The 23,463-nt window shown below is 43.9% G+C and carries 22 protein-coding genes; 10 read left to right on the top strand and 12 right to left on the bottom strand.

Annotation, left to right across the window (positions count from 1 at the left end; genetic code table 11):
• Nucleotides 1-17: 17 nt before the first annotated feature.
• From NEJAP_RS08140 to NEJAP_RS08100, 9 genes are all read right to left on the bottom strand, one after another.
• Nucleotides 18-518, bottom strand: a complete 501-nt coding sequence (locus tag NEJAP_RS08140; RefSeq protein WP_201350139.1) for a tripartite tricarboxylate transporter TctB family protein — start codon at nt 516-518, stop codon at nt 18-20.
• Nucleotides 518-2,062, bottom strand: coding sequence for a tripartite tricarboxylate transporter permease (locus NEJAP_RS08135; protein WP_201350138.1), 1,545 nt, complete (start codon nt 2,060-2,062; stop codon nt 518-520). Before NEJAP_RS08135 ends, NEJAP_RS08140 begins: the two co-directional genes overlap by 1 nt.
• 189 nt (nt 2,063-2,251) lie before the next feature.
• Complete coding sequence (locus NEJAP_RS08130) at nt 2,252-2,695, bottom strand: universal stress protein (RefSeq protein WP_201350137.1); 444 nt, start codon at nt 2,693-2,695, stop codon at nt 2,252-2,254.
• Between the two features lie 491 nt (nt 2,696-3,186).
• A complete protein-coding gene (locus NEJAP_RS08125) occupies nt 3,187-3,912 on the bottom strand; it encodes a GntR family transcriptional regulator (protein ID WP_201350136.1) in 726 nt (241 codons plus the stop codon).
• A 71-nt stretch (nt 3,913-3,983) separates the two neighbouring features.
• Nucleotides 3,984-4,904 carry a homoserine O-acetyltransferase MetA gene (gene metA / locus NEJAP_RS08120; protein ID WP_201350135.1) on the bottom strand — a complete coding sequence of 307 codons (921 nt, stop codon included), beginning with the start codon at nt 4,902-4,904 and terminating at the stop codon, nt 3,984-3,986.
• Nucleotides 4,905-5,358: 454 nt separating this feature from the next.
• Nucleotides 5,359-5,841, bottom strand: coding sequence for a universal stress protein (locus tag NEJAP_RS08115; RefSeq protein WP_201350134.1), 483 nt, complete (start codon nt 5,839-5,841; stop codon nt 5,359-5,361).
• 102 nt (nt 5,842-5,943) lie between these two features.
• Nucleotides 5,944-7,218 (bottom strand): TRAP transporter large permease, encoded by a 1,275-nt coding sequence (locus tag NEJAP_RS08110; protein ID WP_201350133.1) that lies wholly within the window; start codon nt 7,216-7,218, stop codon nt 5,944-5,946.
• 11 nt (nt 7,219-7,229) lie between these two features.
• The gene (locus tag NEJAP_RS08105) at nt 7,230-7,754 is read right to left on the bottom strand and encodes a TRAP transporter small permease (protein WP_201350132.1); all 525 of its coding nucleotides are present in this window, start codon (nt 7,752-7,754) and stop codon (nt 7,230-7,232) included.
• Between the two features lie 231 nt (nt 7,755-7,985).
• Nucleotides 7,986-9,230, bottom strand: coding sequence for a TRAP transporter substrate-binding protein (locus NEJAP_RS08100; RefSeq protein ID WP_201350131.1), 1,245 nt, complete (start codon nt 9,228-9,230; stop codon nt 7,986-7,988).
• A 292-nt stretch (nt 9,231-9,522) separates the two neighbouring features.
• Between NEJAP_RS08100 and NEJAP_RS08095 the strand changes: the two genes are divergently transcribed.
• The gene (locus tag NEJAP_RS08095) at nt 9,523-10,341 is read left to right on the top strand and encodes an IclR family transcriptional regulator (RefSeq protein ID WP_201350130.1); all 819 of its coding nucleotides are present in this window, start codon (nt 9,523-9,525) and stop codon (nt 10,339-10,341) included.
• Between the two features lie 29 nt (nt 10,342-10,370).
• Here NEJAP_RS08095 and NEJAP_RS08090 read toward each other — a convergent pair whose 3' ends face one another.
• Entirely contained in the window at nt 10,371-11,981 is a 1,611-nt protein-coding gene (locus NEJAP_RS08090; RefSeq protein WP_201350129.1) for a GMC family oxidoreductase, read from the bottom strand.
• Nucleotides 11,982-12,339: 358 nt separating this feature from the next.
• Here NEJAP_RS08090 and NEJAP_RS08085 point away from each other — a divergent pair, with 358 nt between their 5' ends.
• On the top strand, nt 12,340-13,806 hold the full coding sequence (locus NEJAP_RS08085) for a PLP-dependent aminotransferase family protein (RefSeq protein WP_201350128.1): 1,467 nt from the start codon (nt 12,340-12,342) through the stop codon (nt 13,804-13,806).
• 129 nt (nt 13,807-13,935) lie between these two features.
• Nucleotides 13,936-14,436: a Crp/Fnr family transcriptional regulator gene (locus tag NEJAP_RS08080; protein ID WP_201350127.1), complete on the top strand. Its 501-nt coding sequence runs from the start codon at nt 13,936-13,938 to the stop codon at nt 14,434-14,436.
• Between the two features lie 39 nt (nt 14,437-14,475).
• On the opposite strand, the gene NEJAP_RS08075 is transcribed toward NEJAP_RS08080, so the two are convergent.
• Nucleotides 14,476-15,882 carry a pyridoxal phosphate-dependent decarboxylase family protein gene (locus NEJAP_RS08075; protein WP_201350126.1) on the bottom strand — a complete coding sequence of 469 codons (1,407 nt, stop codon included), beginning with the start codon at nt 15,880-15,882 and terminating at the stop codon, nt 14,476-14,478.
• 160 nt (nt 15,883-16,042) lie between these two features.
• Nucleotides 16,043-16,960 (bottom strand): LysR substrate-binding domain-containing protein, encoded by a 918-nt coding sequence (locus NEJAP_RS08070; protein ID WP_201350125.1) that lies wholly within the window; start codon nt 16,958-16,960, stop codon nt 16,043-16,045.
• A gap of 237 nt (nt 16,961-17,197) precedes the next feature.
• Between NEJAP_RS08070 and hisD the strand changes: the two genes are divergently transcribed.
• From hisD to NEJAP_RS08035, 7 genes are all read left to right on the top strand, one after another.
• Entirely contained in the window at nt 17,198-18,505 is a 1,308-nt protein-coding gene (gene hisD / locus NEJAP_RS08065) for a histidinol dehydrogenase (protein ID WP_201350124.1), read from the top strand.
• Nucleotides 18,506-18,542: 37 nt separating this feature from the next.
• Nucleotides 18,543-19,736: a DegT/DnrJ/EryC1/StrS family aminotransferase gene (locus tag NEJAP_RS08060; protein ID WP_201350123.1), complete on the top strand. Its 1,194-nt coding sequence runs from the start codon at nt 18,543-18,545 to the stop codon at nt 19,734-19,736.
• Nucleotides 19,737-20,203: 467 nt separating this feature from the next.
• Nucleotides 20,204-20,665 (top strand): abortive infection system antitoxin AbiGi family protein, encoded by a 462-nt coding sequence (locus NEJAP_RS19445; RefSeq protein WP_201350122.1) that lies wholly within the window; start codon nt 20,204-20,206, stop codon nt 20,663-20,665.
• Nucleotides 20,662-20,976 carry an abortive infection system antitoxin AbiGi family protein gene (locus tag NEJAP_RS19440; RefSeq protein ID WP_201350526.1) on the top strand — a complete coding sequence of 105 codons (315 nt, stop codon included), beginning with the start codon at nt 20,662-20,664 and terminating at the stop codon, nt 20,974-20,976. Before NEJAP_RS19445 ends, NEJAP_RS19440 begins: the two co-directional genes overlap by 4 nt.
• Nucleotides 20,977-21,023: 47 nt before the next feature.
• Complete coding sequence (locus NEJAP_RS08045) at nt 21,024-21,716, top strand: hypothetical protein (RefSeq protein WP_201350121.1); 693 nt, start codon at nt 21,024-21,026, stop codon at nt 21,714-21,716.
• A gap of 127 nt (nt 21,717-21,843) precedes the next feature.
• Complete coding sequence (locus NEJAP_RS08040) at nt 21,844-22,182, top strand: zinc ribbon domain-containing protein YjdM (RefSeq protein ID WP_201350120.1); 339 nt, start codon at nt 21,844-21,846, stop codon at nt 22,180-22,182.
• Between the two features lie 11 nt (nt 22,183-22,193).
• Nucleotides 22,194-23,450 (top strand): winged helix-turn-helix domain-containing protein, encoded by a 1,257-nt coding sequence (locus NEJAP_RS08035; RefSeq protein ID WP_201350119.1) that lies wholly within the window; start codon nt 22,194-22,196, stop codon nt 23,448-23,450.
• Nucleotides 23,451-23,463 lie beyond the last annotated feature (13 nt).

Here is a 23,463-nt window from a genome sequence, read left to right as displayed (position 1 = left end):
ATTCCATTTTCCTCCTGCTATATAAGCCAGGCTGTAGGGGCTTGTAACTGCAATAGAACTGAAAAGATAAGGTAGATAACTCCCGTGAACATTAAAGCGATTAAAGTGCTTTTAAATAAGGTGCGGCTTCTTGGCCTATGCGGTGTATAGATAACCGTAATTAGCAGAAAAGTGATGAACGATGTTGTATACAAGCCCACGATATCTGCAAAATATAAATAACAGAAGATAGTGATAAACATCGGTATCAGACGCACTGTGTCAGGCCAGCGCGACGGGTTACCCTCACCGACAATGCCAAACATCCAGCGCCATAAGAAGCTTGCTATCTCCTTCAACCAATTCCACAAATCTCCATCAGAAACCAATAAAACACAGGCAAAAGCGAGCAGGAAATACGCCAATAAGTTAGGGAAGAAATAGGCCTCTTCTCCATATTCAACATTACTTCCTAGTACAAGAAGAATCAGCGCAAGCAATACGCCACCAATAGCCGTTAAACGTTTTGATAACATCATCAGACTCCTTCTTGTTCTGCACGGTAGTCAGCATCATTTTGCTGGGCTGTGCGCTGTTGTTTCTTTTGCTTAAGCTCACTGTAAGCGCTATACACAATAGACATAGCAACAACACCAACAAGAACAATATTTAGCGGGCCACCAAAGAAGTAATTAAACGATCCGTCTCCTACCTCTGCGATCATTTGTCCTTGAAGGAAGTTACTTTCTGCAATGGGTCCTAAGATAATGCCAAGCACTACTGGTGATGGGCTAAAACCAATTTTAGAAGCAAAGTACATCACAATACCCAGCGTCATCATGACAAAAACATCTGAAAAACTATTCTGTACACTAAAGGTACCAAACACTGCCAATACGGTAATCGCCGCAGCCATGTAGAACTCAGGAATATCCATAACAAAGCGGCTATAACGTGCGATCATAATACCGAACACACACATCAGCAGTTGACCAACCAACAAAGAGTTGATGAAGGTCCAAACGACGGGCGCATGTTCTGTAAACAATGCAGGTCCTGGAAATAGACCATGAATCAATAAACCACCCAACAACACGGCGGCAGTAGGCGAACCGGGAACACTTAATGTAAGCAACGGAACTAAAGAAGGGCCAACCATGGCGTTATTAGCCGACTCTGCAGCAATCACACCCGCCGGCTCACCTTTACCGAACATATCTTTATTACGGCTCAATTTTTTAGTTTGGTCATACGCAACCAGACCCGCTATCTGCCCACCAGCACCAGGAATCAGCCCGACCAAAACACCAATGAAACTACCGACAACCAAGGCTTTCCAACGCTGTAGAGTTTCTTTAACAGATGTCATAACACTTTGCGTTTCCATCGCAAATTTCTGAACACCACCTGGCATCATTTGCGGGGTCAACATAGAAAGAACTTGTGGAATAGCAAACAGCCCGACCAGCGCTGCAATAATATTAATCCCACCACCTAAGTGTTCACTGTAATTAAAACGCTCTACACCTAGCACAGGGTCATAACCAATCGTGGAGATCCACAGGCCGACAAAGCCAGAAAACAAGCCTTTCACAACAGAGCCGCTGCCTAACGTACCGATCACTGTAACACCCAATATAGCAACCCAGAACAAGTGTGAAGGACCAAAACCAAGTGCCCATTGAGACAGCGTAGGAGTAAAGAAGATCAGCACGAATACTCCGATCACACCACCAACAAAAGAAGAGATAAAACAGTAATGCAGTGCGGAAGTCGCCTTACCTTGTTTGGCAAGTGGGTTACCATCCAGTGTTGTGGCTATATTAGCCGGAGCTCCCGGAATACTTAACAGAATGGCACTAACCGCTCCCCCTGCTACTGTAGACGTATATGCAGCGCCAAGCAGAATCAAGCCTGTAGCAGGCTCCATATGAAAGGTAAAAGGGATCAACAAAGCGACCGCCATTGTTGGACTTAGGCCTGGTGTAGCGCCTAATATCAGGCCACCTACGGTGCCTAATACAAGAATCATGAAGTTCCAGGGAGTAAATACTTCCGGGAGGTATTGCAGAAACTCTAACATCGTTGATCACCCTTGCGCTTAACATCTACTCAATATGAATAGGTTATCGCTGCTATTGTTATTTTCATTTATGGGCATAGGTGATGAGTATTTTTTACATGGGTAGCAAAAACTCACACTATTAAAATCAGCTTATTTAAAACTCCCCTGTAAAATAATTAACAATCCTCACTGTTAGCTCTGATTATCCTACTTCACTATCAATAAACTAATTTCAGAGATATCCGTCACCTTACGTGAAATGCTGCCTATCAATGCTCCCTCGAATTTGCCGAGTCCTCTCGTACCTAATACGATCAGATCTACCGACTGCCTTTTTGACTCTTTCACTATTGAGCTTGCCGGATCACCATTTAAGATCACCGTATTCAGGCTTTCTACATCAAATTTTTTAGCAATCTTGACCGCATTAGCAATAATCTCCTGACCAACACCTTCAAGCGCGGCATACCTTACTTTAGCGAGGTCGTCTTCTTTAATATAGCGCTGCAGCTCTTCGGGTATTTTCATTGGCCGAATAACATGCAGCACCAGTAATTTTGCACCTAACCTCCTCACTAATTCAGCGGCAACTTTCACTGCCGCCAGAGAAGATTCAGATCCATCCACAGCAACACATATCTTTTTATACATTGGTTCAGCCCTGCCGTTGTGAAGTGATATAGCATTAAATAATCTAACTCATATATATGTGTTAGATGACATGAATGATATTAAATAATTTCCCCGCCCTGTCAAGTATAAATATTGAGCAACGGACGCATAGACGACACAATTAAAAACGCGGACACATGTAAACACGCGTTTTTTTTCGAAAAAAAATCACTTGAAAAACTAAAGCTACAGAATTGATTATTAAGAAATTATCTTAGTAATATGAGCTGTGAATAATTGATAAATACATTCTGAAAATCATGCCATAAAATGTATTTTTGGAGAGGCTATTTATTAACAAAAGACATACAGAATGAGGAAGCTTTTACTAATAAAGTTACTTTTAGAAGGGTTAACAGCTTAGAATATTAACTTAAGTTGTAAGAGCAAAGCTTTTAAAAAAGTATAAAAAAGAAACTGCATATTCTTAAAAATCATCAAAACTAAGAATATGCAGGTTAGATCTATGACTAACGTATTTCTGCTTTATAACTAAACTTATCTGCTCGACCTACAGTTTTGCGGTACTCAATCATCTTGTTATGTCGACTATAAGTATGTCTTATCAAAACAATAACAGGAGACTTTTCTGGAATACCTAACAGTTGGGCTGTTTGCTTATCTGCTATATCAGCAGTCAACGTCTCCTCAGCGCGCACCACTGGAACGGCATACTTCTCAACAACAAGGGCATACATCAAGTCAGGAATATGAACATCTTCACTTTCCATACCGGGTACCACCTCAGGACACCACCAGCAGTGTTCTATTAAAATAGGGAGCTCAAGAACATAACCACAACGCTGAATATAGAGCAGCTCAGAATTAGGCTCATAACCCAATTGCTGGCAGATATTTTTAGGGCCTATTTTCAATTCACGCTCACTAACCTCTTTGTGTATACGCACTCCCTTACCAGAAGCATCACCATAAGAGAAAAAGCGAAATAAGCTGTTATTGAAGTTGATCGTCGAGACATAAGTACCTTTACCTTGATGGCGGTAAAGGCGATTTTCATTTACTAGGTTTTCAATCGCTTTTTTTACCGTACCTTGGCTGACTCCAAGTAATAAAGCCAATTGGGGCTCTGATGGTATTAAGTCACCAGGTATTAACCGGCCTTCATCAATATCATTAAGAATATGACTTTCAACACGTTTGTATAACGGGATATGTCTATTATCAAACTGATTCATTGGAATATTTTTCACTCATATCAATGATACATAGGTTAAAAACTATAAATGTACACATGAATTCCCGCCCTTTACTCCGGATTAACGCTGAGATCATAAGGCGTTAACTGATACACATAGTAATTTAACCAGTTGGAGAAAAGTAGATTACCGTGGCTGCGCCATGTATTCGCAGGTTTATTATCCGGATCGTTCCCAGGAAAATAATTAACAGGAATTATCGTATTAACCCCTGCATCAATATCCCGCCAATATTCCTGAGCTAAGGTTTCAGCTTCATACTCAGGATGCCCGGTCACATAGACTTGGCGACGACATGAACTCGCCATTAAATATGCACCTGCTTTATCCGAAGATGCTAGCAAGTTCAAATCTGTATGATTAGCGATGAAATTAACTGGAAAGTCTGCATTACGAGAATGCGGCGCTACAAATTGATCATCAAAACCACGCGTTAATGGCTCATGTGCCGACAGAATATTATGCTGATACACACCCGACAATTTTTCGGAACGTGTTTGTTTTGGCAAATCATAAAGCACTTTAAGTGCAGCTTGAGCGGCCCAACACAAAAATAACGTTGAGGTTACATGTTGTTGTGACCATTTAATGACTTCCTGAATCTGCTCCCAGTAATGAATATCTTCAAAACTAACCAAACCTAGAGGAGCACCAGTAATAATCAATCCATCGTAATTTTTATCTTGAACATCTTCAAAATCACGATAAAAACTATCTAAATGCTGACGCGGGGTATTTTTACTTTCGTGGTTATCAATGCGTAACAATTCAACATCAACTTGCAACGGCGTATTAGACAATAAACGGATGAGTTGATTCTCCGTCTCGATCTTCTTAGGCATCAAGTTAAGAATCATTACTTTAAGCGGTCTTACATGCTGATGTGTTGCCCGTGTTTCGGTCATCACAAAGATGTTTTCGGCCCCCAATACATCGACTGCGGGTAACAGATCGGGGATTTTTATGGGCATTACACATTACCTCACAAACTCATCTGACATTAGAAGTATTCTTGTCGACAGATACTTAATTTTTTCATAGCGCTGAAAGTAACAATTATAACCCTAAATTGATACATATGAGTTATTTGACACATATCTTCTTTAACATTAATATCCGCCCCAAATCTCCACCAAATAAAAACAAGAAACAGTGGTAACAACAACCGCAGAAGCGGTAACACACTTTTTTTAACGTTTATTTATGAGGAGATTGCATATGCAGAACTCACCAGTACACCTAATTGCCGATGGTATGCGCCAAGACGCTAGCTACAAACTATTCAATACAATAGTGAACCTTACCTTTTCCCTATCAATAAAATTTACTCGTGCTTTATGCCGTAATAAGTCCAAAGCTTAGAGCATGTGGCTGCATAAAAAAAACCGGCTCTTATAGCCGGTTTTGATGTGAAAATAGCAACCTCTATTTAAGAGGCACGACCAACACAGGAATAGTAGAGTCCTGTAACACTTTTTGTGCAGTAGACCCCATGAGCAACTTCCCTATGGAAGAATGCGTTCGTGTACCCATCACAATAAGGTCAGCGTTGATTTCTTTTGCCACTTTTAAGATAACTTTAGAAGGCTTACCTGGCTCAATTTTATGTAGTAGCTCACCTTGCGGGAGCGTAATACCTACGAGTCCCTCACGAACGACATCCTCAATTCGCTTTGTCATTTTTTCTTTAAGTGATTCAACCCCTTTGTCACGCAATGACGCCAAAACATCCTCAGAAAGATAACTCTCAATCATCGTTTCTGTTGACTGATTCATTGGCTCCATCACATGCAAGTATGTGATCTGTGCATCATGTTGAAGCGCCTCACTTACTGCTCTGAAGAACGCTGGCCGAGAGGCCTTTCCCATATCAGATGCATACAAAATATTGTTAATTTCTGGCAGCATATTCTCACCTGTCTTTAATCAATAAAATAACTATCTCAAACTTTAATTATTACGCTATGCACCTAAGAAACGGGTACCGAATATCTTCGGCACCCAATCGCTTTAGAAAGAAAGCATGAATAAACTTAACTGCGGAATGAATGCAACCAGAGCCCATGTTGCCATCAAGGCGTATAAGTAAGGCAGTACCGCTTTCACTATCTGAAGATAAGGTATGCCGGTCATACTGCTGGCGACATAGAGATTCAAACCGTATGGCGGAGTAATAAATCCAATAGCATCACCAATCAGGAATAGCACAGCGAAGTGAATTGGATCTACACCAATACTCATGGCTATTGGCGCTAAAATGGGTGCCAGTATTATTGTATTCGGTAAGCTTTCTAAAACAGTACCTGCAAGCAATACAATAAGTAGACAAGCAAACAATATTGGATAGTAACCGCCTAGCAGTCCAAGCAGTTCTGTTAGAAACTCTTTAGCACCCAGTAATGACAATACCTGCTGCATAACAACAGATACCGCAATAAGTGGAGCTAACATTCCTGTGATTTGCCCAGAACGCATCAAAATAGTAGGGAGCTGAGAGAACTTAAGTTCTCGCGTCACCAACACGCCTGCCAGTAAACAGAACCCTGTTGTCATACCCGCCGCTTCAGTAGGCGAAAATGCCCCTGAATAGATACCCCACAGTACGATACCAATGGCCAGAAAACCTAACCAAGCACGCATACCCATTTTAACCGCATGCTTAAAGCGAAACGCCTTAAGAACTCCGTAGCCATTTTTACGGGCAATGAAATAGCAAACGAGCTGCATGGCAACCACCATCAAAATGCCGGGAATAAGACCCGCCATAAATAGGTCACCAATCGGCAGATTCATCATAAAGCCATATACAATAAAGATGATACTGGGTGGGATGATAATCCCTACCGTACCACCCGCAGCCACCGTTGCAGCGGCAAATTTAGAATCATAGTTACCTTTTGTCATTTCAGGATGCATGATGCCACCAATGGTGGCTGTTGTGGCTGAGTTAGACCCAGATATTGCAGCAAACAGACCACACGCGCCCAAAGAAGCCATCCCTAAACCGCCATGAAGCCAGCTTAAGCAAGAATAAGCAAAATCCGATAGCCGCTTAGCAATACCCGCAGCATTGATCAAATCACCTGTCAGGATAAACAGCGGTAACGCCAACAAACCGTAGAAATTAAGCCCTTCATAAAGCGTCACTCCCACATTAGCCAATGTAAAATCAATGACTAAGCTAACACCGATAACCCATAAAGAAATCACTAGAAAAATAGGTATTCCCAGTATAAAAAGTCCCGTTACGCCGAGGCTGATCAGGGTAATTAATATTCCATCCATCTCAACTCTCCTCAATCAAACATTTTGGCTTGGGTAGTCAAAGGACGCCCAGCAATAAAGGAACGAATATCTTGTCGTAGATTCTGTATGACACGAAAAAGTAACAAGACCCAGGCCAGTGGCGTAGCCATATAGAACCACCACTGCATCACATTATCGGTGCCTTGTACGATGGCAAAGTTGTCATAGGCAATATAAACCTGCTCAACAGAGTAATAGATAACAACAACACCCATAACGAACCAACATAAAGCGTCCAGTAACAAGCAATAGAATTGTCCTTTATACGGAAGGCGCTCCCTCACCTCCGTAAAACGCAAGTGAGAACGACGCATAGTGTTGTAAGAAGCACCCATCCAAGCAAGCCATAAAAACATGTAAATTGGGATAGTCGTACTCCAAGGAGCTTGCTCATTGAAGAAAAAACGACGAATAACTTCGACAAAAATAATGCCCGCCATCGAGGCATACGAAACCAGAATAACGCTCTTCTCTATATTGCGTTCAATCGCACCAAACACAGATCCAATAGTCATCTTGTTAGCCCTCTAACCGAGCGGACGAACGCTGCCCAGTCTATTCTTGGCTGAATATCATCAACCAAAATTGTATTTGAAGTATCTACACCAGCGTTCACAGCAACGCTCCATTCTTATTATTTAATGTGTCGGGTTCTCTTATTAGCCTGCTTAATAAAAGCTAACGAGTTTTTTGAGTAGAAAAAGCCCGATCAACACACAGTCTGAACGGGCTTGTTAAGTGCAAACTTAACCTTTCCACCAGCGGCGAGGTGCAACATTTTCTGCCAACATATCGCGTGGGATTTCACGAGCAATCTTATGGATAGAACCATAAGTGTCTTGACCACCAGACCATTTATCCAAACGCTCACGCCATTGTGTCCATGGTTCAGGGTTGAACTCCGGTGCACAAATACGCTCTGCTTTAGCACGTTCTTCGTCGGACAAGCTTGCCATACGAACACCATGTTTATGAAATAAAGTCCCAGGTAAAGAAGGTGTTGAAGCGCCCACAGTGTTAACCAATGCCGCTTCTTGAGCCGCCTGAATTTTTACCTGTGTTAAGTATGAAGATTCCATAACGGCATCTTGCAAATCGCCGCTAAAGCTATCAAACATGCTCGCACTCATCATTGTTGCTTCAGTACCACAGAAGAAGCGCAGATCAACAGATTGTGAAACAACAGGAGACATATTGGCGTAACCTACCGCACCCGCCCATGTTTCAGCACCATCAATCAAGCCTTGTTTCAGGCCGTCAAGCGTTTCAGACCACGCAATAGGCACTGGGTTTAACTCCAGTAACTGCATTGCAATACGTCCTAATTGTGTACCTGTCACACGGTTTTTCGTGCCGCGTAGCTGCTCAATAGAAGTAATTAGAGGCTTATCTTTCCAGCCCAACCCCATCTGCAAACCACGTAATTCGCAATGCGAGAACAAGAACTGCAAGCCATGCTTTTTACGTAGAGGATCACGTAATAGCTTTTGGCTGTCAGGGTGATACAAAAAATGATATTGAGAAGCGCGCGTAGGAAACATATACGCATAATCAAGTACGTTTAAGTACGGTGCGCCGCCTGCGGAGTTCTGCGTCGAGGCGGTAAACATGTCAACAATACCCTGCTGGGTTTTCTTCACACAGTTCAGCTGCCCACAGATTTGGTTATCACCAATAAATTCGACACGAATTTCGCCATCAGTACGCTCTTCGATGTCATTTAAGAAATCGATGCAACCTGCCCGTTCAATCAACAGATTGTTTTCGTTGAAGCCTGATGCACCAAATTTCAGTACATGCTTAGCTTCTTTTTTGTAACGGCGTTTTGCATTGCCTTCAGCAGCCTGAGCTAACTGCGGAAGCGTAAAACTCCCCAATGCAGTCGCTGCAAGCATAGTTGAACTCATGCCATAGGTGGCAGCAACACGAAAAAAGTCGCGACGTGAGACGCTTCCTTGTTCCGGTTTTGAGGAGGTAATTATTTTAGCCATTTTTAAACACCCTTATTTATTTTTATACAGTTAGGGATTTGATGATCCGTTTGACACAAGTCAATAACTGATCGTCTGTTCAATAAAACACATAAAAATACTTATTACAAACTTTTTCGATAAATTAAGTCTCGTTTTTAATATAAAATGTAATAAATAATTCATGTTTTTTACTTAATCTTAAATAGGAAACTAATAAACAAAATATATTTACAACAAAAACAACTATTAATGAGACTTTTACAATCGTATTATCATTTTAAATTACTCATAATCAAACAGGACAATACCGATGCCAGGCTCCCCTTCTAAGGAAAAAGGCTCATCAATACTACGTGCCCTACAAATTCTCGAGATCGTTGCTAATGCAACGCAGCCAATGACACCGACTGAAATCAATCGAACGCTTAAACTGCCTAAGCCCAGCATTCACAGGCTATGTAGCCAACTGGAAGAGGAGGGTTTTCTACAGCCTCGCTTAGATGGACGCGGGCTATTACCGGGTCTTAAGCTCAACAAACTTGCAATTGCCATACTCAGTAACAATGACTTTTTACGCACTCAACGCCACATCATCCTTCAGCGTTTATCTGATACTCTCGGTGAAACCTGTAACATCTCTATCCCGAATGGCGGAGAAATGGTGTACTTCGACCGTGTTGAAACGCATTGGCCTTTACGCGTACAGTTGCAAATTAACGACCGCGTACCTCTGCACTGTACTGCCAGTGGAAAACTCTTCTTAAGTGAGCTCAGCAGCATTCAACGCTCCCGGCTGCTCGCCAAGATCCCACTCAATAGCTACACACCCAACACGCTTACCAGCGCTGCAGCGCTTAAGCCCGAACTCAGTAAAATCAGTAAACAAGGTGTCGGCCTTGATAACGAAGAGTTCTTCCAAGGCATGATTGCTGTGTCTGTTCCCATCCGTGATAAAGAAGGCCGAATGTACGCAGCGCTTGCCATGCATGCCCCAACAGCCAGGCTATCAATTGAACAAGCTCTTGAGAGCGTCCCTGATATGCATAAAGCCGCCGCTGAACTATCAGCCTTGATGGAAGACGATATGGCAGACTTTCAAATAGAGCCAAGTGAAAGTGAGCAGCCATAATTTTTATGGCTCCACCCTCGCCCGTTACTCTACTTCTGCTCATCTTCTTTCATCATGTCAGATGCTTTTTCTGCAATCATGATTGTCGGTGCATTGGTATTTCCCGATACGATAATGGGCATAATCGATGCATCCACCACGCGCAAACCGTCAACGCCATAAACCTGTAAACGGTCATTAACAACAGCCATTTCATCACTGCCCATTTTGCATGTACCTGTTGGGTGATAAATAGTTGTGGCGCGATTGCGAGCATATTCAAGTAGCTCTTCATCTGTTTGGTACTGCAACCCTGGCTCATGCTCTTCTTTAATCAACGGTGCTAAAGCGGGCGCATAAATAATACGGCGCGTAGTCTTAATGGCTTCAATGGCTGTTTTTTGATCTTCTTCTGTTGCTAAATAGTTTGGATGAATCGCTGGGTATTCTTCAGGGTTTGCACTCTTAAGCGCAATAGTCCCAGTACTGGTTGGGCGCAACTGACATACAGAGGCGGTAAATGCAGAGAACCGATGCGTACCATCAGCCGGCTTATCAGCGCTGAGCGGCTGCAAATGATATTGAATATCAGGGCGCTCCATCTGTTCATCTGTTTTAGTGAAGATACAAACTTGGCTGGCCGCCATGGTCAAGGGGCCAGTACGGAACAAAGCGTATTCCATGCCCATCAACATTTTGCGAATGGGATTGTTAACTTCATCGTTTAAAGTAATTGGTTTATTAACCTTATAGATCGTTCGAATCTGCAGGTGATCTTGTAGGTTTTTGCCTACGCCAGGAAGATGTTGAACTAAAGGGATATTATGTTTAGCGAGCTCTTCTTTCTCACCAATACCTGACAGCATCAGGATTTGTGGAGAGTTAATAGCACCTGCCGACAATACCACTTCCTTATGACAGCGAATGGTTTGCTTTTCACCTTTAATAGAAACAGTGACACCCACAGCACGATTACCCTCAAACTCTATACGGTGTACTAAGGCATTAGTGGCAGCATCAAGGTTGGGTCGCTTTAAAGCAGGGCGCAAAAAGCCCACCGCAGTACTACAACGAGTACCATTTTGATTAATGGTCAGCTGGAAGTAACCCACACCTTCTTGTGTTTCACCATTGCTATCATCGTTACGAGGAATACCTACTTGCTCGGCTGCATCAATAAATTTGTCACAAATCTCACGGTGTATACGGATATTAGAAACGGCGAGAGGGCCGCCCTCTCCATGGTATTTACTAGCGCCACGTTCCTGATTTTCTGACTTTTTGAAGTAGGGCAATATTTCATCATAAGACCAGCCCCTGTTACCCAGAGCCGCCCAGTCATCGTAATCTTCTTTTTGGCCGCGTACGTATAGCAACCCGTTCAATGAACTCGACCCACCTAATACCTTTCCACGAGGCCATTGTAGCTGGCGATTATTAATACCTGGATCTGGTTCAGTCACGTAACACCAATCGGTCTTGGGGTTATGCATAATCTTAAAATAGCCGATGGGGACATGTATCCAAGGGTTACGATCCTTGTTACCTGCTTCCAAAATTAGTACGCGGTGATTTGGATTTTCAGATAAACGGTTTGCCATCACACACCCGGCAGAACCCGCACCAATCACGATATAGTCGTAGGCATTCTCTAAAGACATAACTGACACCATCTCTTTTTATTTTTATTTGCTCGTTCAACAACGACATAACAAACTCAAAACGAAAGTTTCTATCCTTGCCAAACACAGTCACAAACGAACAAAGCAACATTTACAGCAACATTCGATTCCAAAAGTATCGTTTTTATGAAAACATAAATCAACAAAAATTAAATATTTTGATATCTAAAGTCTCAATATTATTAAAAATGGTAATAATAATGAGTTTTCTCAAGTGACATTTATAGAAAATAAAGGTATTACTTAAATAAAGAATGAGAGAAGAGCGGTTCTAGAAAGCTAGCAACCACTAAAGTATGCGCTCTAAAACGATAACAATAAGAAGGCGACCCACATTATGTCTACGCTGTTCCACTTAAAAAGAGACGAGAACGCAGCGACCTTACAAAGCCAGATTCGCCAGCAGCTAGTCAATGCTATTCTGGGAGGCTTCCTTCCGATCGATAAGCCATTACCTTCGAGCCGCAGCTTAGCCAAAACCCTCAATGTCGCCCGCAATACCATTGTGCTGGTCTATGATGAACTCGCTGCAGACGGCTACCTGACATCAGTAGAACGTAGCGGCTATTTTGTCGACCATCACTTCTTACCCGATCACCTTAAAAAGAATTTGGCAAAAGCACCGCAAGAAAACAAAGACACGGTTGATTGGACACTAAAACTAAAAGTAACAGCAGGTAGCCAATCCAACCCAAGCTTGGCGTATTCATGGCAATCCTACCCCTATCCATTTGTGTATGGACAACTCGACTCAAAACTCTTTCCTATCGATAACTGGCGAAAATGCTGGCGTGATGCCGTCAGTGTTCAGGCGATCCGAGATTGGACCTCAGACCGCTACGACAGTGATGACCCAATGTTGATAGAGCAGATACAAAAACGCATTTTGCCTAGCCGTGGTATCCAGGCTAATGCGGATGAAATTCTCATCACCGTGGGCTCACAGCAAGCGCTTTACCTGCTAGCACAGTTACTACTAGACAAAACATCAAATTTTGGCATCGAAGACCCAGGCTATGTGAGTGCAGCACATATCGCCGATGTGTTTGGTGCTAATGTGATAAGCCTCCCTGTCGACCAAGATGGCTTGGTACTTGATGAGCGTTTAACAGATTGCGATGCGATCTATATCACGCCCAGCTACCAATGCCCGACAACAGTAACGATGCCATTAGAAAGACGCCAAGCGTTACTGGATAAAGCACGTAACGACGACTTCATCATCTTTGAAGATGATTACGAAATGGAGATGAATTACGACTCCAACCCTATACCAGCCCTAAAAAGCCTCGATAAGCACGACCGCGTACTTTATATAGGCAGCCTCTCCAAAACCTTAGCGCCCGGTTTAAGAATGGGTTTTATGGTGGGCCCCAAAGCACTCATACAAGAGGCCAGAAACCTTCGCCAGCTGATGGTGCGCCACCCACCCCTTAACAACCAGCGAGCCGTTGCTTTGTTTCTAGCGCAGGGCTATCACGATGCACTTTTGCGCAAACTTGCCCGCAGTTTTCAGCAGCGCAGTGAAATTATGGCCGCCGCTTTAGACCAGTACATGCCTGGCAGTTATACGCTCCCCTCTGGCGGATCCTCTTTTTGGTGCCGCGTTCCTATGCACATAGACACCGCCGAGCTAAAAGGCATAGCCGCAGAAAAAGGCTTACTTATTATCTCTGGAGACAGCTATCACTACGGTGATAATTTACCCCATAATTACATTAAACTTGGCTTTTCTGCTATTTCACCGGAAGCAATTGAGTCTGGCATAAAGATACTCTCAGAGCTCATACAAGAAATGTCTTGAACTTAAAGCACTGTAACTATGACAAAGTAGATAGGAAGTAACCTACAAAACAGCGCCTATAAAAAGGACTTTTGGCGAGTGTATTTACCACACGCAATGTTCAGTATTAAAGCTGACTTGGATAATAAAGTGAAAAGTGTAATCGGTAGCGAATTACTAGAACAGTATGGGATAGAGTATTTCAGAGGAGCCTCCACATTAGGGGCACTCAGTCCTGATGCCATCCACTATCTATTAGATAATGGCCATGTGTTCGAACTCAATAAGGGTGAAACCCTATTTTCGTACAATGAGCCTGGCAATAGTTTCTTTGTGATTTTAAAAGGCTGCATCCAATTTTTTAAAATTCGAGAAAACAAAGCCAAACATATCCGTGATTATCAGTTTGGCCAAGAGATCGGTTCAGTCGCGATGATCGGTCTTCACAATCGCGTAGGTGATAGCGTTGCTAGTGAAAACTGCATCATCTTGCAGGTCTCATGTAGCGTATTCTATGGGCTACATGAGACACTCCCTACTGACTTTGGAATATTGCTACTCAACCTATCCAGAGAGATGGCAAGACGCCTGCGCGAATCAGACGACAAGCTAGCGGACCACAAAGCAACGGACACATGCGAGCATTACTAAGCTCTGCATCTACCATCTGCATATTGTTATCCCTCTAGCTTATTGCCCAGCCAACTCTCGGCCAACCAACTCGCACTGATCTAACAACACAGATATATGCTCTCGAGTGACCTCACCATTGGCCAATATTAAGCGGATACCGTAGCGTCCTTTGTACTGCGCATAATCGACATACGGACCGCCGTTGCGCATCATAGTTTTACAGATCTCGATGTTCAGTTTGCGGATCTCCTGCTCATCCGTCATATGCTCAGGGCGATAGCGGAACAACACATTAAGGTATACAGAAGGCGCCAGCATTTCTAAGGACTCACTCTGCTCAACCATCTCAACGCATTCCGCTTTAATAGATTGCAGATGATCAATCTTAGCAGCAAAGCCTTGGTTACCGATGGCTTTCCAGCTTAGCCACACTTTTAATGCATCAGCACGGCGGCCACATTGGATAGAACGCTCACCTAAGTTATAAGCGGCGTTTTCATCAGCATGGAACAGGTATTCACCGCCACCACCAGAACAACAGGCTCTTAATGCGCCTTCATGTTTGACCAAAATAACCGCAGCCGTTATCGGCACATTCATCAGCTTGTGGGCATCCCACGTGAAGGAGTCTGCCAGATGGCTATCGGCCAACAGGTGACGATACTGCTCTGAGAACAGAATAGGCCCGCCCCACGCACCATCAATGTGCAACCAAATGTTGTGCGCACGCGCAATCTTGCTACACGCGGCTACCGGATCATAAGCACCAATGACCGTAGTACCGGCAGTTATGCCAATATAGAAAGGGATATGGCCCTGCGCCACGCTTTTATCAATCTCTTGTTGTAACGCCACAGGGCAGATACGCCCGTTGTCATCACTGGCAACCGCAATTAAGTTATCCGTACCTATGCCAAGCACGTTAGCGGCTTTTTGCCCGGAGTAATGCGCTTGGTCCGAAACATAAGCGACCAATGTACGCCCGCCCGCACCCTTTGTTTTGTAGTCGGGGCACACATGGTGACGCGCTAGCATCATTCCTATTAAATTAGCTTGGCTGCCACCGGCAACCATGACACCCTCGCCCTCATTCTTGCCATCATTAAAGCCCACCAGCTTATTCCACTGGCGAATCAACTCTAGCTCCATCAAGGTAGCGACAGGCCCTACTTGGTAGGTATGCATAGTGGCGTTGCTTAGGCTGGTAATCCAATCACCAAGCAAGGCATGCTTGTTGCGCCCTGAATAGAGCAGCTTAAAGAAATCGACCTGTGATGCATCAGGGTTGTAATGTAAATACGCTTTGATCGCGTCTTCTAAAGATTGCTGATCACACCCTTGTTCGCCTAAAGAAACATCCAGAATCTTTTCAAGCTCTGGCGCGCTAGGGTTCTGAGATACCGGTCTGTTCTTAGGCATCCACTCATTGATCGCGCGGGATAGTAGTTCGAGGCTTTCTTGCATTTGTAGATCTCCGGTAGCATCGCGAGGTGCTTTTTCAAATCCACACTCGCCATTAATGCTAATCAGTATAGATTTGGCGTTAACGCCCCGACCAATGCTGATTTACTTTAATGCGATTACTTTTCGGCATGGCGACTAAAACCCGCTGTGCTCAGTAGAGCTAATCGCCACCGCTAGTTTGCTTATATAGCTCCTGTAAATACTGCCAAAACTGCTCTGCTGCTGCGCTACGGGATTGGCGAAGTCTAAAGAGTTTAATGCTCAGATCAACCGTATGCAGCGGCTCTTCTAGCCGCTGTAATTGGCCAGAGGCAAGCTCACTGCTGATCAAGCTTCTTGGCAGCCAAGCCATGCCATAACCTTTTAAAACCAATGCTTTAAGTGCTTCTGACAAACCATTTTCACACGCCAAATTAATACTTAAATCCGCAGGCAAACGCGACAGGCATTCGCGCTGTAACAAACGCCCAAAGAAGGACTCCGCAGGATGGCTTAATAGCTTGAGAGGCTTACCCTCTTCTAAAGCAAAAAGCGCCTTTCCTGTTGCATCAACCGCCGTCACGGGTACGAGTTCATCAACACCCACTTGTAGGCTCTCTACATCATCGCGCTGTAACTGGCAGAAGATATCGGTAGAGGAGTAACACAATAAAAAGTCGCCATTGCCTGATAAAAAAGCCTCAACGTTATCGTGCAGGTTACCTGTTTCTACTTTAATTAACGCACCATCGGCCAAGGCTTCTAGGGTTTGCATCCAAGAAGGGAAAAAAGATACCGCCAAGGCATGCTGGGACATTATCAATAACTGCTCGCGTGCCGCGCTAATATCGCGCATTTGATTACGCACCGCATAGGTTTGGCCAATGAGCTGCCGCGCTTGTTCTGCAAACGCTTCACCTGCGGGTGTGAACGTTGTGGGGTATTGATTACGGTCGACCAAGCTGACACCGAGCCAGTTTTCAAGCGAGCGAATACGCCGGCTAAAAGCGGGCTGTGTCACAAAACGAGACTCAGCTGCCTTTGAAAAGCTACCTTGTTCTAGCAAGGCAACGTAGTCTTTTAACCACTTAAGTTCCATCAATAAGCCCTTGTAATTATTATAAATAGTGCGTAACTAACCTTACAGAAAACCAACCTATACCGAAAAGTAACCGCCCACTTTAAAAATAGCATTGGTCAGCCCAAGCCTACTACTCCTACTATCTAACCATCACGGTAGCGTATGCGCTAGGTCCAGTTATAACAACCTAGCGACCCATACGAGCCACAACAATAAAAAACGTACGTAACGTACAAAACACATATAGGTGCACCAATGGAATATCTGAAAAAGTCCAATGCTCCGGTTGCTGAGAACGATGAGCGCATTCATGCCACTGTTAAAACGATGCTGGCACGTATCGATTCTGAAGGCGAAACGGCAGTACGCGAATACGCCGCACAGTTTGATAACTGGCAGGGAGACTTTATTCTTTCTGACGAAAAGCGTGCCGCTCTCATTGCACAAGTGCCTGAGCAAACTCGAAAGGATATTCAATTTGCTTACCAGCAGGTTAAAACATTTGCACAAGCACAACGCGCCAGCTTAACCGAGTTTGAAATTGAATCAGCACCGGGTGTTAAGCTTGGCCAGAAAGTTATCCCTGTTAACTGTGCGGGCTGCTACGTACCAGGTGGCCGCTACTCACATGCCGCGTCGGCACTGATGAGTATTGCGACCGCTAAAGTCGCTGGTGTAGAAACCATTATTGCCTGCTCTCCCCCTAAAGATGGCAACATGCACCCTGCCATTGTGTACGCCATGGATTTAGCCGGTGCCGATATCATTCTTGAGATGGGTGGCGTACACGCCATTGCAACCATGGCAAAAGGCCTGTTCACCGGTGTAAGTGCAGACATTCTCGTAGGCCCGGGTAACGGCTATGTAGCCGAAGCAAAACGCCTATTGTTTGGCGAAGTGGGTATTGATGTATTTGCAGGCCCAACTGAGTCAGCCATCATCGCAGATGACAGTGCCGACCCGATGACCATTGCAGTAGATCTAGTCTCACAGGCTGAACACGGTTACGACTCCCCGGTATGGCTATTTACAACGAGCCGCCGTATCGGTGAGAAAGTGGCTGAGCTCATGCCAAAAGTAGCGGCCGATATGCCAAACCATGACGTGGTGCAATCGGCGTGGGATCTGCATGGCGAGATTATCTACTGCGAAACACGTGAAGAGTGCGCAAAAGTCAGTGACGAATACGCATCTGAGCATCTTCAGATACTCACAACAGACACCGACTGGTGGCGCGATAACCTTAAAAACTACGGCTCTCTGTTTTTAGGTGAAGGCGCAACCGTGACGCACGGTGATAAATGCTCGGGCACTAACCACATACTACCGACCAAAAGAGTGGCCCGTTATAGCGGCGGTTTGAACGTCCATAAATTCCTTAAGATTCTGACTTACCAAGAGATCAGTGAAGCAGCGAATCTGGACTTTAGTGCTGTCGGCTCTCGTATCTCCCGTGTTGAAGGAATGGAAGGCCACGCGCGTGCTTGTGACTGGCGCTTACGTAAGTACTTCCCAGAAAATGAATGGGACTTCCACGTATACGACCAGAAGCGTTACGACTAAGCCTTGGGATTAAGGGCTACTATTATGGAGTGCAGGAATGAAGCAATTTACTAAATCGTTTACGCAGCAAGAATCAATCCCAGAAAGCGGTATTGATGCCGCCGTAGCGGTCATGCGCACCGGGCGCTTACATCGCTACAACACACTGCCAGATGAAAAAAGCGAAACCGACCTGTTAGAGATCGAGTTTGCAGAATATATGGGCGTGCCCTTTGCCTTGGCATGCTCCTCGGGTGGCTATGCACTGCATATTGCCATGCGAGCTGCCGGTGTAGAGCCTGGCGAAAAAGTACTGTGTAATGCGTTTACACTAGCACCGGTACCTGGCGCAATTCACAACAGTGGCGCTATTCCCGTGCTGGTAGATGTAGCAGAAGATTACTGCATCGACCTAGACGACCTAGATGCCAAAGCCGCTGCCAGTGGTGCCAAGTACTTTATGCTCTCTCATATGCGCGGCCACTTGGCTGATATGGATCGCATTATGGAGATATGCGAGCGCTACGGCCTATTCCTGATTGAAGATTGCGCACATACCATGGGCGCAAGCTGGAACGGCGTAAAGAGCGGCACCTATGGTGATATCGCCTGCTTTAGCACCCAGACGTACAAACACATAAACTCTGGCGAAGGTGGCTTTTTAACCACGCATCACCCAGATATGATGGCCCGCGCCATTATGCATAGCGGCTCATACATGTTGTATGAACGCCACTTTGCAGCACCGGCTAAAGAGACCTTTGCCGACATCCGCTTTGATACGCCCAACTATAGCGGGCGAATGGACAACCTACGTGCGGCCATACTGCGCCCACAACTGGCTGACCTAGAAAAGCAATGCAACCGCTGGAATGCCCGTTACCGTATCTTGGAACAGGCCTTTAACCAATGTGCAGCGATTAACATCCCGGCGCGCCCAGCAGCAGAGCACTTTGTTGCCAGCTCGATTCAGTTCTCATTACCGCAGTTCAGCACCGAGCAGATACTCAAAGTAGTAGAGCAATGCGGGCACCAAGGCGTAGTACTTAAATGGTTTGGCGATGCCGACCCTAAAGACTACACCAGCCGCTACGACAGCTGGCGCTATATCGAAGAGCTGCCACAGCTACCCAAAACCGAAAAGATACTCTCTAAGCTGTTAGATATGCGCATTCCCCTCACCTTCAGTGAGGACGACTGCCAGCTCATAGGAGAAGTGATTAACGAAGTGGTTACGGCGGTTCAAGGGTAAAACAACCTCATTCACCTCTAACAATTTCACTCAACAAAAAGCAGCCATAAGTGATGATGTGACTGCTTTTTTATGCCGAATCGACAAGCACTTGCCCTAGCGCAATAGATAAACCTTGCCCATATACGGGTATATAGTTATGTTTAAGCGACTATATAGTCACGCAATACGACACGCATCGCACCTAACAAGCAGTTGGGCAGACAAACCTAAGGAATGGGGAGTACAACATTGAATAATCACCTCTTAAGAGCTGTGTACTCGCACAGCAACATTTTTCTAGTACAAGGCCACTCTACTTCTGCTACACCCTTCCTGTTTGATTTTCTGAGACAACGCCATGCTTCTATTATTTATTAGTAAAATTCAAGCAGTTACAAAACACGAAAATCTAGCGGTGGAGTTATAAGGGTTCCTGATAAACAGACTGTTATGCGCCTTAGTTTGGTTTAACCATTCGGAGTTTTATGAGTAATCAGGCAAGTTTGTATCCAGACATTCTATTTCACTTCAGTAAAGACAAAGACACTCTTTTTGACATTTTGAACAGTACCTTTCGTGTTTCATATGCTCGTGAAAAAGTAGAGGGGATAGATACGATAAGAGAGTTTGGTGTACCAATGGTCTCTTTTTGCGATTTAAAACTCTCTGAGTTGAAGGTACATATGGGAAAGTATGGAAATTTTGGTATTGGTTTAACTAAAAATTGGGCAAATAGAAATGGGTTAAACCCTGTAATGTACGTTAGTAAGCATTGCCCTTTTACTGATAATTTCAATAACTCACTGAATAGTGTATTTAAGAAAATAGGTGCGTTAACAGATAATTACGAATTTGAAGGTATTTCAGACAATAATATAAAAATACTTGATGCTTATCGATACATTAAAACTATGAAGGCACACTTACTTGTAATGAAGAAACTATAGAAAACTTCCGCTTTGCTGACGAAAGAGAGTGGCGTTATGTTCCTTTGATTACCAAAGCAGGTATACCTCCTTTTGTAGCAAAATCAAATATTGACACTCCAACTAAAAAAGAAAAGTACAATAACATTGCTCACGATGTGCGCCTACAGTTTAAACCAAACGATATTAAGTACCTTATTGTGGAATCTGACAATGATATTAACGATTTAATTCATCATTTAAGAAATGCAAAGGCGCATTTCGATCCATCTACGATAGATAGGCTATCCAGTAGAATATTAACCGCTGACCAAATACGTAGTGATATGTAACAGCGTATAACGAGGCGTTATGCAGCTATCAAATAGTGGAGTGTCAAATGGATATATGTGAAATTATCATAAAAGGAATAGTCACTTTTTGTGTAACGGCAGGGGCTGCAAAAGTTGGTATTTATTTCTTTTTCAAACAAAAAGAATATGAACTAGTCAAAGATAGATACCTTAATGGTTCAATCGACTTGCTTTTATCTGAACTTGAAAGTGGGCTAAGTATAACAAGCCATAATTTTTGTCGAGCATTAAACATTATAAAAGCATATAGAGATCAAGGGGATAATTTTAACCTTGACGAATTAAATAAAGGCTTCATGGAAATAAAGCCCCCCCAATTTCACCAAGTAGCAAATCATCGCCTGCAACTATTGAGTGGTAGCGATATTTTTTGGAGCACTTATCAATTAGCCTTATCCTATATTTCTAATGCAAATGGTATGTTAACAGCTGAAATCATAGATGTTATTAGAATGAAAGAGACAACGGATAGGATCCGCCTTGATAGAGATGCTTTAATAGAGCCTATGTTTCAAGAAGCTAGGAATCAACATGAGTTAGGTTTTAAGTACAGCAAAATGATTCATCAATTTCAAATCATAGCGGATCTATTAGAAAGAAACGAAATGTCTTTCAAAAAAATTGAATACTTTCGTACTAAACCTGAAGTTATTCAGGTAATAAATATGCTTCAAAAAGATTTTTCTGATGAACTAATTGACTTAGAAAAAGCGGCATAACACGCATATGTTATTGTCATGCTTACAGACCAGCCAACTGCATTTAACAGATTCGATTAAATCTACTCGCTAAGGCAATATAGACTCATCACAATACACGCCACATCCATTTAGAGAACCAAAACGTATGTCCTTTCCTCCCTGCCCACAATGCAACTCTGAGTTTGTTTATCAAGACCAAAACAATCTGGTTTGCCCAGAATGTGCACATGAGTGGAACCTCTCACAAGCCTCTAGTGAAGATGATACCTTGAGCATCAAGGATGCCAACGGCACACTGCTGGCTGAAGGCGATAAGGTCACACTCATTAAGGATCTTAAAGTAAAAAGCAGTTCTCAGGTGCTTAAGATTGGTACTAAAGCGCTGATAAAACGAATAGTCGAAGGTAAAGATCACCAATTAGACTGCAAAGTGGATGGTGCAGGCGCAATGATGGTAACCGCAAAGTTTGTGAAGAAAGCCTGAGATACCAAACAGTGATTGAAATCAAACACCCTAAAGACCTAACTCGCTTGCGCCGCCTTGCCCTCTCCTCGCAAGGTTTATTGCAAGCACAACCCTTTGGGCATGGCTTGGCGGGGGCACGTGAAGCGGTCAGTCACTTAGGGTATGTGCAGCTTGATACCATATCGGTGGTAGAACGTGCGCACCATCATGTGCTTTATTCTAGGGTGCCCAAATTTGAGCCAGCCATGACCAACCAATTGCTGCTCGATAAAGATGTGTTTGAGTATTGGTCGCATGCAGCGGCTCTTTTGCCTATCACCGATTTTCGTTTCTCTTTACCTTATAAGCACACCATTAAAAGCGGCAAAACCCATTGGTATAAAAACCCTGATAAAAAGCTGATGGGTGAGCTGTTGGCACGCATAAGTTCAGATGGCCCATTACGCTCACGCGATTTAGAAACCAACACCACAAAACCTGTTGGCTGGTGGGATTGGAAACCTGCAAAAAAGGCGCTTGAGCAGCTGTATATGCAAGGCGACCTGATGGTTAGCAACCGCGAGGGTTTCCAAAAAACCTACGACCTGACCGAGCGAGTCCTGCCATCTAACATAGATTCACGCATGCCCAGCATAGAAGAGTTTGCAGCGCATATGCTTGATCAACAATTACGCTGCCATGGGTTTGCTTCCCTCAAAGGGCTCACTTACCTGCGCCGTAACACCGAGCTTCGCAAAGCAGTAAAAGCGTTAGTCAATGAAAGGTTAGCGCAAGGTACGTTAGAGCAAGTACAAGTAAACAGTGGCGAAGTGTTTATAATAGAGGCCGGTGCACTAGAGCGCCCACTAACGCGTTTAAACAACCGCCTGTTGATTCTTTCACCCTTCGACAACAGCGTTATTCAACGCGACCGGCTCAGAGCAATATTTGATTATGACTACCAAATAGAATGTTATGTACCCGCCGCTAAACGCCAGTACGGCTACTTTTGCCTGCCGCTACTTTATCGTGGTGAGTTTATTGGGCGGATGGATTGTAAGGCGCATCGTAAAACCCGCCTTCTAGAAATCAAATCGCTACATTTTGAACAACGCCTTTTTGAGCAAGCTACTTTTAAACCTTCTATTAATAAATCAGGCTTTGATGAGGATTCACTCATTACGGCCTTTATAAACGCTATTAGAGAATTTAGTCATTTTCAAAAATGTGATTCGGTATCGTTAACTCAAGTCTACCCAAAACATCTGGCGCAACACTTGCACAGCGCACTAAAACCTTTAGAGTGACGCCCTAATAAAT

Origin of the sequence: Neptunomonas japonica JAMM 1380 (genome assembly GCF_016592555.1) — a bacterium.
GTDB lineage: Bacteria > Pseudomonadota > Gammaproteobacteria > Pseudomonadales > Balneatricaceae > Neptunomonas > Neptunomonas japonica_A.
Note: the sequence above shows the minus strand (reverse complement) of the source record. Positions and strands in the feature narration are given on the sequence as shown.